At 69.3% G+C, this 15,820-nt stretch carries 13 protein-coding genes; 7 read left to right on the top strand and 6 right to left on the bottom strand.

Annotated elements, in window-relative coordinates; all coding sequences use genetic code 11:
* The 5 genes from Q1V87_RS01700 to allB form a co-directional block, all read right to left on the bottom strand.
* A partial coding sequence (locus Q1V87_RS01700) for an allantoate amidohydrolase (protein ID WP_300590581.1) occupies positions 1–1,289 on the bottom strand: 1,289 nt, incomplete at its 3' end.
* A gap of 3 nt (positions 1,290–1,292) precedes the next feature.
* On the bottom strand, positions 1,293–2,534 hold the full coding sequence (locus tag Q1V87_RS01695; protein ID WP_300590580.1) for an alanine--glyoxylate aminotransferase family protein: 1,242 nt from the start codon (positions 2,532–2,534) through the stop codon (positions 1,293–1,295).
* Positions 2,531–4,165, bottom strand: coding sequence for an AtzH-like domain-containing protein (locus Q1V87_RS01690; protein WP_300590579.1), 1,635 nt, complete (start codon positions 4,163–4,165; stop codon positions 2,531–2,533). Before Q1V87_RS01690 ends, Q1V87_RS01695 begins: the two co-directional genes overlap by 4 nt.
* Complete coding sequence (locus Q1V87_RS01685; RefSeq protein WP_300590578.1) at positions 4,158–5,258, bottom strand: acetamidase/formamidase family protein; 1,101 nt, start codon at positions 5,256–5,258, stop codon at positions 4,158–4,160. Before Q1V87_RS01685 ends, Q1V87_RS01690 begins: the two co-directional genes overlap by 8 nt.
* Positions 5,255–6,613 carry an allantoinase AllB gene (gene allB, locus Q1V87_RS01680; RefSeq protein WP_300590577.1) on the bottom strand — a complete coding sequence of 453 codons (1,359 nt, stop codon included), beginning with the start codon at positions 6,611–6,613 and terminating at the stop codon, positions 5,255–5,257. The genes Q1V87_RS01685 and allB overlap by 4 nt, the downstream gene beginning before the upstream one ends.
* 100 nt (positions 6,614–6,713) lie before the next feature.
* Here allB and uraD point away from each other — a divergent pair, with 100 nt between their 5' ends.
* Genes uraD through hpxO form a run of 3 tightly spaced genes read left to right on the top strand, consistent with a single transcriptional unit; the run spans position 6,714 to position 8,782 of the window.
* Complete coding sequence (gene uraD, locus Q1V87_RS01675; RefSeq protein ID WP_300590576.1) at positions 6,714–7,229, top strand: 2-oxo-4-hydroxy-4-carboxy-5-ureidoimidazoline decarboxylase; 516 nt, start codon at positions 6,714–6,716, stop codon at positions 7,227–7,229.
* A gap of 5 nt (positions 7,230–7,234) precedes the next feature.
* Positions 7,235–7,558: a hydroxyisourate hydrolase gene (gene uraH, locus Q1V87_RS01670; RefSeq protein ID WP_292712803.1), complete on the top strand. Its 324-nt coding sequence runs from the start codon at positions 7,235–7,237 to the stop codon at positions 7,556–7,558.
* 45 nt (positions 7,559–7,603) lie between these two features.
* Positions 7,604–8,782, top strand: coding sequence for an FAD-dependent urate hydroxylase HpxO (hpxO, locus tag Q1V87_RS01665; RefSeq protein ID WP_300590575.1), 1,179 nt, complete (start codon positions 7,604–7,606; stop codon positions 8,780–8,782).
* A gap of 221 nt (positions 8,783–9,003) precedes the next feature.
* Here hpxO and Q1V87_RS01660 read toward each other — a convergent pair whose 3' ends face one another.
* Entirely contained in the window at positions 9,004–9,525 is a 522-nt protein-coding gene (locus Q1V87_RS01660; protein ID WP_300590574.1) for an adenine phosphoribosyltransferase, read from the bottom strand.
* A gap of 109 nt (positions 9,526–9,634) precedes the next feature.
* Between Q1V87_RS01660 and Q1V87_RS01655 the strand changes: the two genes are divergently transcribed.
* From Q1V87_RS01655 to Q1V87_RS01640, 4 genes are all read left to right on the top strand, one after another.
* Positions 9,635–11,320 carry a glycoside hydrolase family 13 protein gene (locus tag Q1V87_RS01655; RefSeq protein WP_300590573.1) on the top strand — a complete coding sequence of 562 codons (1,686 nt, stop codon included), beginning with the start codon at positions 9,635–9,637 and terminating at the stop codon, positions 11,318–11,320.
* A gap of 15 nt (positions 11,321–11,335) precedes the next feature.
* Positions 11,336–12,349 carry a LacI family DNA-binding transcriptional regulator gene (locus tag Q1V87_RS01650; RefSeq protein ID WP_300590572.1) on the top strand — a complete coding sequence of 338 codons (1,014 nt, stop codon included), beginning with the start codon at positions 11,336–11,338 and terminating at the stop codon, positions 12,347–12,349.
* Between the two features lie 142 nt (positions 12,350–12,491).
* Complete coding sequence (locus Q1V87_RS01645) at positions 12,492–14,489, top strand: APC family permease (protein ID WP_300590582.1); 1,998 nt, start codon at positions 12,492–12,494, stop codon at positions 14,487–14,489.
* 69 nt (positions 14,490–14,558) lie between these two features.
* Positions 14,559–15,820, top strand: a 1,262-nt coding sequence (locus tag Q1V87_RS01640; RefSeq protein WP_300590571.1) for a SufS family cysteine desulfurase, incomplete at its 3' end; no start/stop codon positions are given.

Raw genomic sequence — 15,820 nt, 5'->3', positions numbered from 1 at the left:
TCGGCGGCCAGCTGGAGCACGGATTCGGTCAGGGCACGGATGCCGAGGGCAACGTCTGCCGCGCTCACTGCTTCATCGGGGTGGTGGCTCACGCCGTCGGGGTTCCGCAGGAACAGCATCCCGACATCCGTGATCGAGCCGATCGCCATGGCGTCGTGCCCGGCGCGGCTGAAGATGACCGGCGGCTCGTCGCTGCGGCGCGGGGCCGCGTGCACGATGCCCTCGCGCACGACATCCTGCAGCAGGAGTCCGCACCGCACAGCCGGCGCGTTGTGCACTTCGCGCGCCTGCCACCGCAGCCCCCGGCGGCCCATGATGTCGTCGAGTTCGCGGCTGATCTCGTCCCAGACGCGGTCGCGTTCGCCATCCAGCTCACCGCGCAGATCGACGCTCAGGCGAGCCTCTCCGGGCACGACGTTGACCGCGCCGGGAAACGCCTCGAGCTGGCCAACCGTCCCGATGATGTGGTGTTCGCTGCGGCAGATCCGTTCGACGGCGAGCGCGGCCTCGCTCGCCCCGAGCAGCGCATCCCGGCGCATGTCGTAGGGCGTGCCGCCGGCGTGGCGGGCTTCGCCCTCGACGGTGAGCTGGAAGCGGCGGGCGCTGGCGATCGATGACACCACGGCGAGCGGCTCACCGGCCCGATCGAGCTCGGGGCCCTGCTCGATGTGCGCCTCGAGGTAGGCGACGAGGTGGTCGGGTCGCCGGGCGGCTTCGCCAATGCGTCCAGGATCGAGCCCGAACTCGAGGAAGGCCTGGCGCAGGGTCACGCCATCCTCATCGGCGAGCGTCCACCAGGCGTCGTTCCAGGTACCCGCGACGGCCGAGGATCCGAGCAGGGCTTTGCCGAAGCGGGTGCCCTCCTCATCCGAGAAGGCTGCGACCTCGACAGCGAACGGCAGCGGAACCCGCGAAACCCCGTCGCTCTCCTGGCGCAGAAGCCGAACGACTTCGAGAGCCATCAGCACGCCGATGATGCCGTCGAACCGGCCAGCATCCTTCACGGTGTCCAGGTGCGAACCGATCATGAGGGCCGGCGCTGAAGGATCGGGATCGGCGCTGCGCTCGATGCGGCCAAGCTGGTTGCCCGCGGCATCCTGCCAGGATCGCAGCCCGACCTCGCGCATCCACTCGGCGGCGAGCCGGTTGACCCGGGCGTGCTCGGGCGAGAGGTAGACGCGCTCGATCTCCCCCGGCTGAGCGCTCACGCGCGCCAGTTCATCGCAGCGGGCCATCACCCGGCGGGCGGCGGCAGCGATGCGATCGGGGGATGCTTCGAGCAGGGGCATGGGTCAGCGTCCCGCCAGAGCGTCGGATGCGGCATCCACGCCGGCACCGGACGGCACCGCGGCACCGAATCGGCGGAGTACGGCCTCGAGCGCGACGAGGGTTTGCAGTACGGCGTCCGGGCGCGCGTTGTAGCCCATCGTGCCGATGCGCCAGACCTTGCCGTGAAGCGGCCCGAACGAGGTGCCGATTTCGATCCCGAAGTCCTCGAGCATCGCGGCGCGCGCCGTGTCGCCCGGCACACCCTCGGGGATGTAGACCGCGACGACGTTGCTCATCTTGTGCGAGACGTCGCCGAAGACCCGCAGGCCCATCGCCTCAACACCGGCGAGCATCGCGGCCCCGACGCGGCGGTGACGGGCGATGACGGCATCGCGGCCCTCGAGCAGCAACAGGCGCGCGCACTCGCGGGCGGCGTAGAGCATCGAGGTCGCCTCGGTGTGGTGGTTCAGACGCCGTGGCCCCCAGTAGTCGAGGATCATGCCGAGATCGAAGTAGTTGGAGCGCACGAAGTCCGGCGACGACGGGTCACCGGGTTCCCGGATGCCGGCCTCCACCTTCTTGCGCGACGAGATCACCTCGACGGCGCGGTCACTGAGAGTGATCGGCGCCGACCCCGAGGGTCCGCCGAGGCATTTCTGCAGGCCCGCGGTCGCGGCATCCAGCCCCCACGCGTCGGCCTCGAACGGGTTGCCGCCGAGGGACGCGGTCGCGTCGGAGTAGAACAGCACGCCGTGGCGGGCGCAGATCTCGCCGATCTCATCGAGGGGCTGCAGCATCGTCGTGGACGTGTCACCCTGCACGAGGGCGAGGAGGGTGGGCTTGACCCGAACCACCGCTTCCTCGATCGCTGAGGGCGTGAAGACCTGCCCCCATTCCGTCTCGATCGTGTGCACCTCGGCCAACGCCCGCTCGGAGATCTCGGCGAGCAGGTGCCCGAACCGCCCGAAGATGGGGACGAGCACACGGTCCCCCGGACGAATGAGCGAGAGGATCGCCGCCTCGATCCCCGCGCGCGAGGTGCCGTCGATCAGCAGTGTCGCGTCGTTGGTCGTGCCCCAGACGCCGCGGTACAGCTCCTGGGTCTCGGTCATCGTCGCCGTCATGAACGGGTCGTACTGGCCGACCAGCGGCGCCGACATCGCGCGCAGCACGCCGGGGTAGGCATCCACGGGCCCGGGGCCCATGAGGAGCCGGCGCGGCGGGTCGATCGGTCCGGGGATGGTCGACAGGGGTTGGTCGGTCATGTCAGGGTCCTTTCGGCCGGGTCGGTCGCGACGAGAGCCGCAAGCCGCCGGGCCAGGCGAACAAGGGCGATATCGGTGCCCGCGCGCGAGATCAGGCACACCCCGACGGGCGCGGGGCCGAGGGGCGAGCGCACCGTGAGCAGCGGGATCGAGAGCGCAGGCAACCCCGCGACGGCGGCGGGGGTCGTCATCCGCAGGGTCGAGAGGCGCGTGGCGTCGATCTCGGCGGGAGCGGCAGTGCGTGCCGGCGCGGGGCCCGGGACGGTCGGCAGCAGCAGCACGGCGTCACGAACGAGGTGGTGCAGGCTCTCACGCAGCGGGGCGAGCGCCCCGCGAGCGTCGGCCTCCGCCGCGGGAGAGACCGACGCGGCAAGCCGAAAGCGCTCGGCGACGGCCGGTCCCACTGCGCCGGGATGCTCACGCAGCCACTCGCCGTTGTTGCGCCACGCCTCGGCGCCTTGCACCGTCCGGAAGGGTGCAACGTACTCGTCGAGGTCGCCGATCTCGACCCGCGCCAGACGCGGGGGATCATCGGATGCCGCGAGCCGCGCGACCAGAGAGTCAAAAGCCTCACGGGTCGGCGCATCCGCGGCATCCAGCACCTCGTCGGGCACGATGAACCGCCACGGCAGGTCATCGCCGGACTCGCCGTAGACGCTCTCGGTGGAATCCGACCCGTCGTAGCTCAGGCACCACTCGGCCACCCGCTGCAGGGTCGCGCCGTCGCGCGTCAACCACCCGACGGTGTCGAAGCTCTGCGCGAGAGGGAGCATCCCCTGCCGGGGCACGAGGCCGTGCGTCGTTCGCAGACCCCACAAGCCCTGGTACGACGCAGGGACGCGGATGGATCCTGCAGTGTCGGTCGCGAGGCCGACATCCGCCTGCCCGAGGGCCACGGCACTGGCCGGCCCGCTGGAAGAACCACCGGGCAGAGCCCCCGGCAGCGCGGCGTTCGGCGGCGTGCCGTAGTGGGCGTTGTCACCCGCGATCGAATAGGCGAACTCGTCGGTGCGCGCGAGTCCTCGGACCGACGCTCCGGCCCGGATGAGGTCGGCAAGCGCGGGAGCCGTGGTCTTCTCTGCCCGCGCCTCACGCAGGTAGGTGGGGTTGCCGGCGCCGATGCGGAAACCGGTCAGGGCGAAGAGATCCTTCACCGCCACGGTAAGGCCCGCAAGCGGCCCCTCCCACGCACCCTGCCAGAGCGGGTCGCCGACGCTGCGCCAGATCGACCGATCGAACGCGGGAGTGCGGGGCGTCACGTGGGCCGCCGTGATCAGCCACTGGCCGTCGATGCGCTGCCACACCTGGGTCTGGATGCCGCGCCCTCCGCCGTGAAAGCGGGATTCAGCGACCAGGAGCGCGATGCCGGGACCAAGCGACCGGTACTCCAGGCGCTCGATCGTGCGCGGGGCCACTCCGCCGCGCGTGACGCGGAACGCGCTGATGGCCTCGTGGCCGACCAGGAGGCCGGCACCGTCAGCGCGGATCGTCTGCGGACCCGGTGCAAACGCCGCATCGAGCGCATCAAGGTCGTTCGCGAGGATCGCGCGCTCATAGGCGTCGAAGGCCGTGAACAGGTCGGCGGGGATGTCGTCGGGAAAGCCGCTCGGCGGCAGGGTCGCCTCAGCCACGGTCCACCTTCGCAAAATCGGCCTCACGGATGCGGGCATGCACCCCACACACGACATCCACGACCTGGGAGATGTCGAAGTCGGTGGCTGCCGACAGGTAGGCGTACGCGAGGTGTTCATCGAGCCCCCAGCGTGCCTCGATGAGACTGACCGCGGCGCGCACGGCGTTGCGCATCGCGACGTTGAGGTCGACATCCATGCCGGTGGGAACGAGATACTCGTCGGTGCGAACGAGGGGGCCAGCGAGCTGTCCGAACTCGGCGAGCGCGACCTCGCGCGGGATCACCTCGAACCGCAGTGTCGCACGCAAGGATGCCTCGAGTGCGGTGAGCGCGACCTCACCATCTCCCTGTGCGAAATGCGGATCACCGACGTACGCAAGCGCGCCCGGAACCTGAACCGGCAAGTAGAGCACCGACCCCTCGGTCAGCAGCTTGATGTCGATGTTGCCACCGTGCGGGCCGGGGGGAACCGAGTGTGGGCGCTCGTCGTCGGCGACCGCGACCCCCATGATCCCAAGGAAGGGTGCAAGCGGGAACTCGATTCGACCCTCGCCACCCTCGGTCACCGGGAGCACGCCGACGAGGCCCTCGGGCCGCGCCTCGACGGGAGTGAAGACGCTGACGTTGTGCGCGCCGCGCGGCAGTTCGCCGATCAGCGCTCCCTTGCCGTGACGGTTCGAGATCACGCCGTACGGCACGCGCGGTTCGAGGCTGACCACGGTGATCTTCAGGAGGTCGCCGGGTTCGGCATCCGTCACCCGGATGGGACCGGTCACGACATGCGGGCCGTCGGTGTCGGGGTTTCGCGTGAGCGCCGAGGCCACCTCGACGGCGTCGTCGAGCACCGCCTCGCGGGGGATGCCGTGGCTGCCGAAGTAGGCCACCGGGTCGGTGCCGTGGTCATCGAGGATGCCTTCGTGGCTGACCGTGTCGATGGTCACCGTCTCGCCGGATGCGACCGCGAGCACCGCGGTGTCGGTGACACACGGCAGGCGCCCCCACATCACGGTCTCGGGTGTGGAGCGCAGGTAGTGGTCACCGGGAATCTCGCCGACACCGGGTTGGAGGATCGGGAAGGGGAAGGTGGTCATCGGGCTCCTTCGTCCGAAGCGGGATTGGTGGCCAGGATCTCACGACCGTGACGGCCTGTGATCCCCCGGTTCGCGGTGTAGGCCGTCTCGCCGTGGACCCAGGTCGTGCGTACGGCGCCGCGCAGCAGCGCGCCGTCCCACGGCGAAAGCTTGTTGCGATACTCCAGGTCAGCGGCGCGAACGACGGATGCCGCATCCGGCGCGAACGCGACCAGGTGCGCGGGAGCGCCCTGCCGAATCACACCGCGGCTGCGGATGCCGGCGATTGCGGCAGGCCCGGTCGTGAACCACGGGATCACGGTCTCGAGCGGGATGCCTCGGCGGGATGCCTCGGTCCACACGGCACGCAGCCCGGTCTGCACCCCCGAGATCCCGCCCCACGCAAGGCCGAGGTCGCCGTCTTCGCGCTCCTTGAGATCGCGAGTTGCCGGGGAGTGGTCGCTGACGACCGCGTCGATCGTGCCGTCGAGCAGGCCTTGCCACAGCAGGTCCTGGTTGTGGCCGTCACGCACGGGCGGGCAGCACTTCACGGTGCCCGATCCGTCGGGAAGATCTTCGGCGCGCAGGGTCAGGTAATGCGGGCAGGTCTCGGCCGTGAGCCGGATGCCGGCGGCCTTCGCCTCACGGATGACATCCAGCGCATGCCCGTCAGAAACGTGCACGATGTGGGCGCGCGCTCCGGTGCGGCCGGCGGCAGCGGCGACGGCGGCGATCGCCGACTCCTCGCTGATCGGGGGCCTGCTCGCGAGGAACCGGGCATAACTGCGGCCGATCGCCGGATCGTCGTGCAGGTGCGCCGGGTCTTCGGCATGAACGATGAGCAGCCCGTCGAAGGCCGCAAGCTCGGTCAGCGCGGATTCCAGGGCGGCGGCATCCAGGTGCCCGAACTCGTCGATCCCCGAGGGCGAGAGGAAGCACTTCACTCCCACAACCCCGGCCGCGAACAAGGGATGCAGCGACCCGAGGTTCTCGGGCACGGCACCGCCCCAGTAGGCGACGTCGACGGCGAGCTTGCCGGGGGTTGCGGCACGCTTGGCCGCGAGCGCCTCAACGGTGGTGGTGACCGGGAGCGAGTTCAGCGGCATATCGACGACGGTGGTGATGCCACCCGCCGCAGCAGCAGCCGTGCCGGTTTCGAAGCCCTCCCAGTCGGTGCGGCCCGGGTCGTTCAGGTGCACGTGCGAGTCGACGAGCCCGGGCAGAAGCACCTCGTCGTCAGAGAGGACGACGTCGGCATCCGCGTCGAACGCAGCCAGGCCCGCGATGCTGCCATCGCGCACGAGAACGGTCGCGGCCGAGAAGCCGCCGTCAAGGAACACCCGGCGTGAAGCGAGGGCGAGGGCCGGGGACGACATGCCGTCACCGTATGATTCGCGCATTTCTCGCATGTTACCTATACCAACATTTCGGATCACGTCTGCCGCCGTCCCGCGTCGAGCGCGTTACGGTGGCCGCATGGAGCTGACGCACTTCAATGACCTACCCGAGGCCGAGGCGATCGAGGTCGTGTCGGTGTGGGCGCGCGTGCCGGCCTGGGCCGAGGCCGTCGTCGGCGCTCGACCGTTCGCCTCCGTCGACGACCTCGAAGCCACCGCGACACGACTGGCCGGCACCTGGCGCCGCCCCGAGCTGGATGCCGCGCTCGCCCACCATCCCCGCATCGGCGAACGTCCGCGCGGCGAGGGCGCCGAAGCCGCCGCCTCGCGACGCGAGCAGTCAGCCATGACGGATGCCGCGGCATCCGTGACCGAGCAGATCGCCGCCGGCAACGCCGACTACGAGGCGCGATTCGGGCGGGTCTTCCTCATCCGTGCCGCCGGACGCACGCCCGACGAGATCCTGGTCGAGCTGCAGCGGCGCCTGGACAACACCGCCGAGGCCGAAGTCGACGAGGCGCTCGACCAGCTACGGCAGATCGCGATGCTGCGCCTTCGCGCCGCCATCGAACCCGACCCTTTGACCGGAGAGTGAAGACCGTGACAGCGCACCTGACCACCCATGTTCTCGACACGACCAGCGGGATGCCTGCCACAGGCGTCGCGGTCACGCTGCGCGACGCATCCGGTGAGGCGATCGCCGAGGCTGTGACGGATGCCGACGGTCGTGCCGGGCTCGGACCCGAGCTACTTCAGCCGGGAACCTACGCTCTCACCTTCGACACCGGCGCCTACTTCGCAGCTCACGGCACCGACTGCTTCTATCCGAGCGTCACGGTGGACTTCACGATCACCGACGCTCGCCACTATCACGTGCCGCTGCTGCTGAGCCCGTTCGCGTACTCGACCTATCGCGGCAGCTGAGGCGCCGTAACGCGGCCGTGACACACGCTCCCTAATGTTCGTCACATGAAGATCATCATCATCGGCGCAGGCATCGGCGGCGCCAGTGCCGGGATCGCGCTGCAGCGCCTGGGCCACGAGGTCGTCATCTACGACCGGATGCGAGAGAACAAGCCGGTCGGTGCGGCGCTCTCGCTGTGGTCCAACGGGGTGAAGGTCCTCAACTGGCTCGGCCTTGCCGACGAGGTTGCCGCGCTCGGCGGCCGCATGGATGACATGGCTTACCTCGACGGCCTCACCGGTGAGGTCATGTGCCAGTTCTCGCTCGAGCCGGTCACCGCGCAGACCGGTCAGCGCCCGTACCCCGTGGCGCGAGCTGACCTGCAGGCACTTCTCATGCAGACCGTCGGGATCGACCGCATCCACCTCGGGCGCAAGGCGGTGTCGGTAGCCGACGACGGGCAGACCGTGACGGTGACCTTCGACGATGGCTCGACCGACAGTGGTGACCTGTTGATCGGCGCCGACGGTGCGCGGTCGATGGTGCGTGACCACGTCACCGGCGGCGGTATCGAACGCACCTATTCGGGGTACACGAACTTCAACGGTCTGGTGGCCCAGGATGCCGAGATCGGCCCCGCGAACCAGTGGACGACCTACGTCGGCGACGGAAAGCGCTGCGCCGTCATGCCCGTAGCCGGCGACCGGTTCTACTTCTTCGTCGACATCCCCCAGCCGGCGGGGCACGCCACCGAGGCCGGCGAGCCCCTCGCTGCGCTGCGCGAAGCGTTCGGGCACTGGGCGCCCGGGGTGCAGACGCTGCTGGAGTCGATCGACCCGGCATCCTCCCTCAACCGCGTCGAGATCTGGGACATCGACCCGTTCGACACGTGGGTCAAGGGGCGCGTCGCGATCCTCGGGGATGCCGCCCACAACACCGCGCCCGACATCGGGCAGGGCGCCTGCTCAGCGCTCGAGGACACGTTCGCTCTCGCGATCTCACTGGCAACGAACACGAACTCCGTCGAGGACGCGCTGCGCCGCTACGAGCGCTCGCGCACCGAGCGGGCGGGTGATCTCGTGAACCGGGCCCGCAAGCGCGCTGCCGAGACGCACGGGTTCGTGCCCGGTGCGACCGAGGCCTGGTACGAGAGCCTGCGCGGCACAGACGGAACCGACATCATCCGCGGCATCGTCGGCAACATCGAGGGCAGCCCCATCAATCTCGGCGTCGGAACCCTCTGACCCGGGTCGGGCGGCGCGATCGCCAGCGCGAGGCATCCGGGCCGGATCATCCATCCGTTCAGTCGCGTCGTCGTGCGGGTGTGCGCGCGACCGACCCGCACGACGGCGCGACCGAAAATCCGGGCTCTCCTTTCGGTCGCGCCATTGCGCGGGTGACGGCGCCACGCACCCGCAACACGGCGCGACCGAACAACTGGCCCGGGTCGGGCCACTGCGAAGAACTAGACGACGAAGAGGGAGTGGACCTCGCCCGCGACGGCGCGACCATTCAGCGCATCGAGCTCCATGAGCACCGTCGTGCCGATCACCTCGGCGCCCAGCGTCGTCATGAGCTCACGCGCGGCCGCGATCGTGCCGCCGGTGGCCAGCACGTCATCCACCAGCAGGATCCGTGTGCCCGGCGCGAGGTCGTCATGCGCTTCGATGGCAGCCTCGCCGTACTCGAGGGCGTACGAGACGGATGCCGCGGGCCGGGGCAGTTTTCCGGCCTTGCGGATCGGCACGAGGCCGACGCCTGCCTCGGCGGCGATGACACCCGCGAGCAGGAACCCCCGAGCCTCGATTCCGCCGACCACATCGAACCCGCCAGCGAACGGCTCGATGAGCGCACGCGTGACGGCGCGCAGGGCAGCGGCATCCGCGAGCAGCGGAGTGATGTCGCGGAACTGGATGCCGGGACTCGGGTAGTCGGGGATCGTCCGGATCAGGGACTCTGCGCGGTCGAGAGCGGCGGTGTCGGGCACGCAGACAGACTACGGCTTACGCGCGTCGCGCGCGTGTCCGACCGCCGCACGCGCGGGTCGCCCGAGATCAGCATGCAAGCGCTTACATCGGTGCAGTATGGTGTGCTCCATGACTTCTGCAGAATCCGTCGCTGCCCCCGCGCTCTCTCGCGAGGCGGCGCCCGGCGGCGAGTGGTGGCGCACCGCCGTCATCTACCAGATCTACCCCCGCTCCTTCGCTGACCAGTCGGGTGACGGCATCGGCGACCTGCGCGGCGTGACCAACCACCTCGGCGACCTCGCGGCCCTCGGCATCGACGCCATCTGGCTGAGCCCCTTCCAGCGCTCGCCCCAGAAGGATGCCGGCTACGACGTCGCCGACTACTGCGACGTCGACCCGATCTTCGGCACCCTTGCCGACTTCGACGAGATGCTCGCGCAGGCGCACGCGCGCGGCATCCGGATCATCGTCGACCTCGTTCCCAACCACTCCTCAGACCAGCACGCCTGGTTCCAGGAGGCGGTTACTTCTCCCGCCGGCAGCCCCGAGCGCGCGCGGTACATCTTCCGTGACGGCAAGGGCGCGAACGGCGAGCTGCCGCCCAACAACTGGGAGTCGGTGTTCGGCGGCGGCGCCTGGACGCGCCTCACGCAGTCCGACGGCACGCCAGGCCAGTGGTACCTGCACCTCTTCGACGCCTCACAGCCCGATTTCGACTGGTCGAACCCCGAGGTGCGCGAAGAGTTCCGCCGCATCCTGCGCTTCTGGCTGGACCGTGGCGTCGACGGCTTCCGCGTGGATGTCGCGCACGGGCTCGTCAAGAAAGAGGGCCTCCCCGACTACACGCCGCCCAAGGATGCCGGTTCGATGGGTGGCGGCGAGGCAGCAGTCCCCTACTGGGGTCAGGAGGGCGTCCACGAGATCTATCGCGACTGGCACGCGCTGCTCGCCGAATACGACGGCGACCGGGCCCTGTGCGCCGAGGCTTGGCTTCCCTCGGTAGCGCAGACCGCGCTGTGGGTGCGTCCCGATGAGATGCATCAGGCCTTCAACTTCGAGTACCTCGAGACCCCGTGGGATGCCGATAAGCTGCGCCTCGTGATCGCCGACTCCCTGGCCGGCTACGGCGCGGTCGGCGCCCCGAGCACCTGGGTACTTTCGAACCACGATGTGGTGCGCCACGCGTCGCGTCTGGCCCTGACCGCCGAGAACCTGCAGGGTGCGGGCATCGGGCCGAAGTCACCGGGCAAGCCGATCCCCGAGGTCGGGCTGCGTCGCGCTCGCGCCGCCACCACGCTGATGCTCGCCCTCCCCGGCTCGGCCTACCTCTACCAGGGCGAGGAACTCGGCCTCCCCGAAGTGATCAACCTGCCCGACGAGGCCCGCCAGGACCCGACCTGGTTTCGCACGAACGGTGAGCGCTACGGGCGCGACGGGTGCCGCGTCCCGCTGCCGTGGACCTCGGACGGACCTGCCTACGGCTTCAACGACACCGGCGAGGCCTGGCTACCCCAGCCTGCCGAGTGGGCCGGCCTTGCCCGCGACGCTCAGCGCGACAACCCCGATTCGACGCTCACTCTCTACAAGAACCTGCTCGCCGAGCGGCGGGCGCGGGGCCTCGGGGCGGGGACCCTTGAGTGGGTCGACGGCCTGGGCCCGGATGTCGTTGCCTTCCGCAACGGCTCGATCACCGTGGTCGCAAACCTCAGCGACAAGCCCATCGAGCTTCCGTCAGGCACTGTCGACGTTTCCAGTGGCCCGCTGACCGGCAGGATGCTGCCGGTCGACCAGGCGGTGTGGCTGACCGGCGAGTAAGCCGCGAGGGTCGTCATGGTCGGAATCGATGAGGTAGCCCGCGCGGCAGGGGTGTCGACCGCGACCGTGTCCCGCGCGCTCAGCGGCAAGCACAACGTGTCGGACTCGACCCGCGAACGCGTCCAAGAGGCAGCGCAACGCCTGGGCTACGTCGTCTCCTCGTCAGCGTCGAGCCTGGCATCCGGGCGCACCCGCAACATCGGGGTCGTCATCCCCCACCTCGACCGGTGGTTCTTCAGCACCCTGCTCAGCGGCATTGCCGAGGAGGTGACGCGGGCTGGGTACGACATCACGCTCTACAACGTGACACCCGACCGGGAGCACCGCCGGCAGGTGTTCGACACCTTCCTGCGCCGGCAGCGCGTCGATGGGGTGATCGCTGTTGCGCTGGAGCTCGGCGAGTACGAGGCGAAGGCGCTGCTCTCTCTCGGGATGCCGGTTATCGTGATCGGCGGGCCCAACGAACTGCTTCCGACGCTCTCGATCGATGACGTGGGCCTCGGACGCCTCGCCACCGAGCACCTGCTCGCGATGGGACACCTCGACATCGGTCACATCGGAGCCGACCCCGAGTTCGACATCGACTTCCACATTCCGTCCAGCCGCAGGCACGGTTTCGAGTCGGCGCTGCGGGCAGCGGGCATCGATCCGCGACCGGAGCTGTTCGAACCCGGCGACTTCACGATCGAGGGCGGCTTCCGCGCAGCGAAGCAACTCCTGGGCAGGCCTGGAGCATCGCCGACCGCCATCTTCGCGGCATCCGATGAGATGGCTATCGGGGCAATGCTCGCCGCTCGCGACCTCGGCTACCGCGTGCCCGCAGACCTGTCCATCGCAGGGATCGACGGTCACGAACTCGGCCGATTCTTCGACCTGACAACCGTCGACCAGTTCCCTGCGGGTCAGGGCGCTCGTGCCGCCGCCACGATCCTCCACGAGCTCGAGCAACCCGCCAGCAGCGTCCCCGACCGTGAAGAACTGCCCTACGAACTCGTCGTGCGGGGCAGCACCGCGCGCATCGGCGCCTGACCGCGGGGCTTCTGCAGCTTGCGCGGGCGCCCGCGCAGGCGTAATCTCGCCCGCCGTGACACTTGACGCGCCCGAATCGGGCGTACCCGAGACGCCCGTCGCGAAGCGCATCCTCCTGGGCCAGCCGCTGTCGTCCGACGCGATGGACGAGCACCTGCTCCCGAAGAAGATGGCACTGCCGATCTTCGCCTCCGACGCGCTGTCGTCCGTGGCCTACGCGCCGCAGGAACTGCTCATGATCCTGCTGACCGGCGGGCTCGCGTTCCTCGCCTTCTCGCCGTGGATCGCCGCCGCCGTCGTCGTGCTGCTCAGCGTCGTCGTTCTCAGCTACCGGCAGCTCATCAAGGCTTACCCCTCGGGTGGCGGCGACTACGAGGTGGCCCGCACCAACCTCGGCGAGGTGCCCGGTGTCGTCGTGGCAGCCGCCCTGCTGGTCGACTACGTCCTCACCGTGGCGGTGTCGGTGGCCTCGGGGGTCGACAACATCATCTCCGCCCTCCCCGGGCTCGACCCGGCGCGCGTCGAACTTGCGATCGGCTTCGTCGTCGTCATCGTGCTCATCAACCTGCGGGGCGTGCGCGAGGCATCCCTCGTCTTCGCGATCCCCACCTATGTCTTCATCGGGTCGGTGGTGTTCATGATCGGCACCGGACTCGTGCGCACCGCGCTCGGGGATCCGCCGGTCGCGTCGTCGGCAGAGTTCGCGGTGCAGGCCGAGAGCCTGTCGCAGGCTGCCGTCATCCTGCTCGTTCTGCGCGCCTTCTCGAGCGGATGCTCCGCCCTGACAGGTGTCGAAGCGGTCTCCAACGGAGTCCCGGCGTTCCGTCGACCCAAGGTGCGTAACGCCCAGACCACCCTCACGATGATGGGCGGCGTCGCGATCCTGATGTTCGCGGGCCTCACGGCACTCGCCCTGGTCTCGGGAGTCCACTACGCCGAAGACCCCTGCACGCTCGTCGGGTTCGACTGCGAGAATCAGCCGCAGCCAAGCCTCATGGCACAGGTCGCTGCCGCAACGTTCGGCATGGGGTCGATCCCCTTCTACCTCATCCAGGCTGCTACCGCGCTCGTGCTGCTGCTGGCTGCGAACACCGCCTTCAACGGCTTCCCACTCCTCGGGGCGGTCCTGGCCCGCGACGGGTACGCGCCGAAGGCGCTGAACACCCGCGGCGATCGACTCGTGTTCTCCAACGGGATGCTGGTGCTCGGTCTCATCGCCATCGCCGTGCTGGTCATCTACCAGGCCAACCTCACGACACTCATCCAGCTGTACATCATCGGGGTCTTCGTCTCGTTCTCGATCGGCCAGATCGGCATGGTGCGGCACTGGCGCCGCACCCTCCGGGCCACCACCCGCATCGAAGCGCGGCGAGATCCGGCATCCGGCCTCGAGCGCCGCGGCGCGATCACGGGCCTGATCATCAACACGACCGGAGCAACCTTCACCGCCGCCGTTCTGATCATCGTGACCGTGACGAAGTTCACGCACGGGGCCTGGCTCGTCTTCCTGGCGATCCCGATCCTTGCCACCCTGATGCTCGGGGTGAACCGGTATTACCGCGACGTCGAGCACGAGATCCGAATGGATGACGAGATCCACTTCGGCTCGGACGGTGACGTTGCACTCGTCATGGTCAGCCGGCTGCAGAAGCCGGTGGCGAAGGCGCTCGACTATGCGATGGCCGCGCGCCACGACAAGACGATAGCCCTGCACGTCGCGACCGACCACGAGGATGCCGACGCCCTGCAGCAGGAGTGGAAGGCGCACGGAATCCCCATTCCCCTCGTGATCATCGACTCGCCCTACCGCACCTACGCGGGGCCCATCGGCGAGTTCATCCGGCGCTACCGCGAGAAGAACGGGCCTGCCGTGATGACCGTGTACCTGCCGCAGTACATCGTCGGGCACTGGTGGGAGACACTGCTGCACAACCGCCGCTCCCGGCGGCTCGCGCAGCAGCTCATGCTGATTCACGGCGTCACGATCACGCTCGTGCCGTGGTTGCTCGACTCCTCGGAGTTGATCTACGGTCGCCGGTCGCGTCCCCTGCCCGGCCAGGAGCGGGCGGGGCGCCCCTACGATCCGGTCGAGAACTTCGAGCACGCCGAGCACTCGAGCCTCGAGCGTCCCCAGGATTAGCGCGCGGCATCCGTCACCCCGGAACCGCCCACCCGATCCGCCGACACGTACGGCGCGTACGCTGGAGGGGTGACCGTTCCTGCCGTGACCCCGCTGGATCTCGCCGCCGTCCGCGCCGATTTCCCCCTGCTCGCGCAGGAGGTGAACGGCCACCCACTCGCCTACCTCGACTCTGCCGCGACGAGCCAGAAGCCGCAGCAGGTGATCGATGCCGAGGTGGAGTTTCTGACCCACACGAACGCAGCGGTCCACCGCGGCGCCCACACGCTTGCTGCCGAGTCCACTGACGCGTTCGAGGATGCCCGTGAGGCGGTTGCGGCGTTCGTGGGCGCCGGCGAGGGCGAGCTCGTCTGGACATCCGGCGCCACCGCTGGCATCAATCTCATCGCATACGCGATCGGGAATGCGACCCTCGGGCGGGGCGGCGAAGCAGCGAGGCACTTTGCGCTGCGGCCGGATGACGAGATCGTCGTGACGGAGTCCGAGCACCACGCGAACCTCATCCCCTGGCAGGAACTCGCTGCCCGCACGGGTGCACGGCTGCGCCACATCCAGGTGCTGGACGACGGACGCCTCGACATGGATGCCGCTGCCGAGCTGGTCGGCGAGCGCACCCGGATCGTCGCGTTCCCGCACGTGTCGAATGTGCTGGGCATCATCAACCCCATCGATGACCTCATCGCGCTGGCGCGCAACGTCGACGCGACCACGGTGATGGATGCCTGTCAGTCGGTTCCGCACCTGAGCATCGACCTCCCGGCCATCGGCGTGGATTTCGCCGTGTTCAGCGGCCACAAGATGCTCGGTCCGTACGGCATCGGCGGGCTCTACGGCAAGCGGGAGCTGCTCAACGCCCTCCCCCCGTTCCTCACCGGCGGGTCGATGATCACGACCGTCACGCTCGACGAGGCCCAGTACCTGCCCTCACCGCAGCGATTCGAGGCCGGCACGCAGCCGGTCTCGCAGGCCGTCGGCCTTGCCACCGCTGCCCGCTACCTGCGCTCCCTCGGGATGGACGCCGTGCACGCGCACGAAGTCGAGCTCGAGCGGCGCATGCGCGACGGGCTGCGCGAGATTCCCGGCATCCGTCTGCTCGGTGACACCGATGCTGCACCTCGCGTGGGTCTCGCCTCGTTCGCCGTCGACGGCGTCCACGCCCACGATGTAGGGCAATTCCTCGACTCGCGGGGCGTCGCAGTGCGCGTGGGCCATCACTGCGCGCAGCCCCTGCACCGCCGGTTCGGTCTCACGGCCTCGGTGCGGGCCTCGGCATCCGTCTACACGACCCCCGACGAGGTCGACCGATTCCTCGACGCAACCCGTGGCGTCCG

The sequence above is a fragment of the Microbacterium sp. genome (assembly GCF_030149085.1).
Taxonomy (GTDB): Bacteria; Actinomycetota; Actinomycetes; order Actinomycetales; family Microbacteriaceae; genus Microbacterium.
Note: the sequence above shows the minus strand (reverse complement) of the source record. Positions and strands in the feature narration are given on the sequence as shown.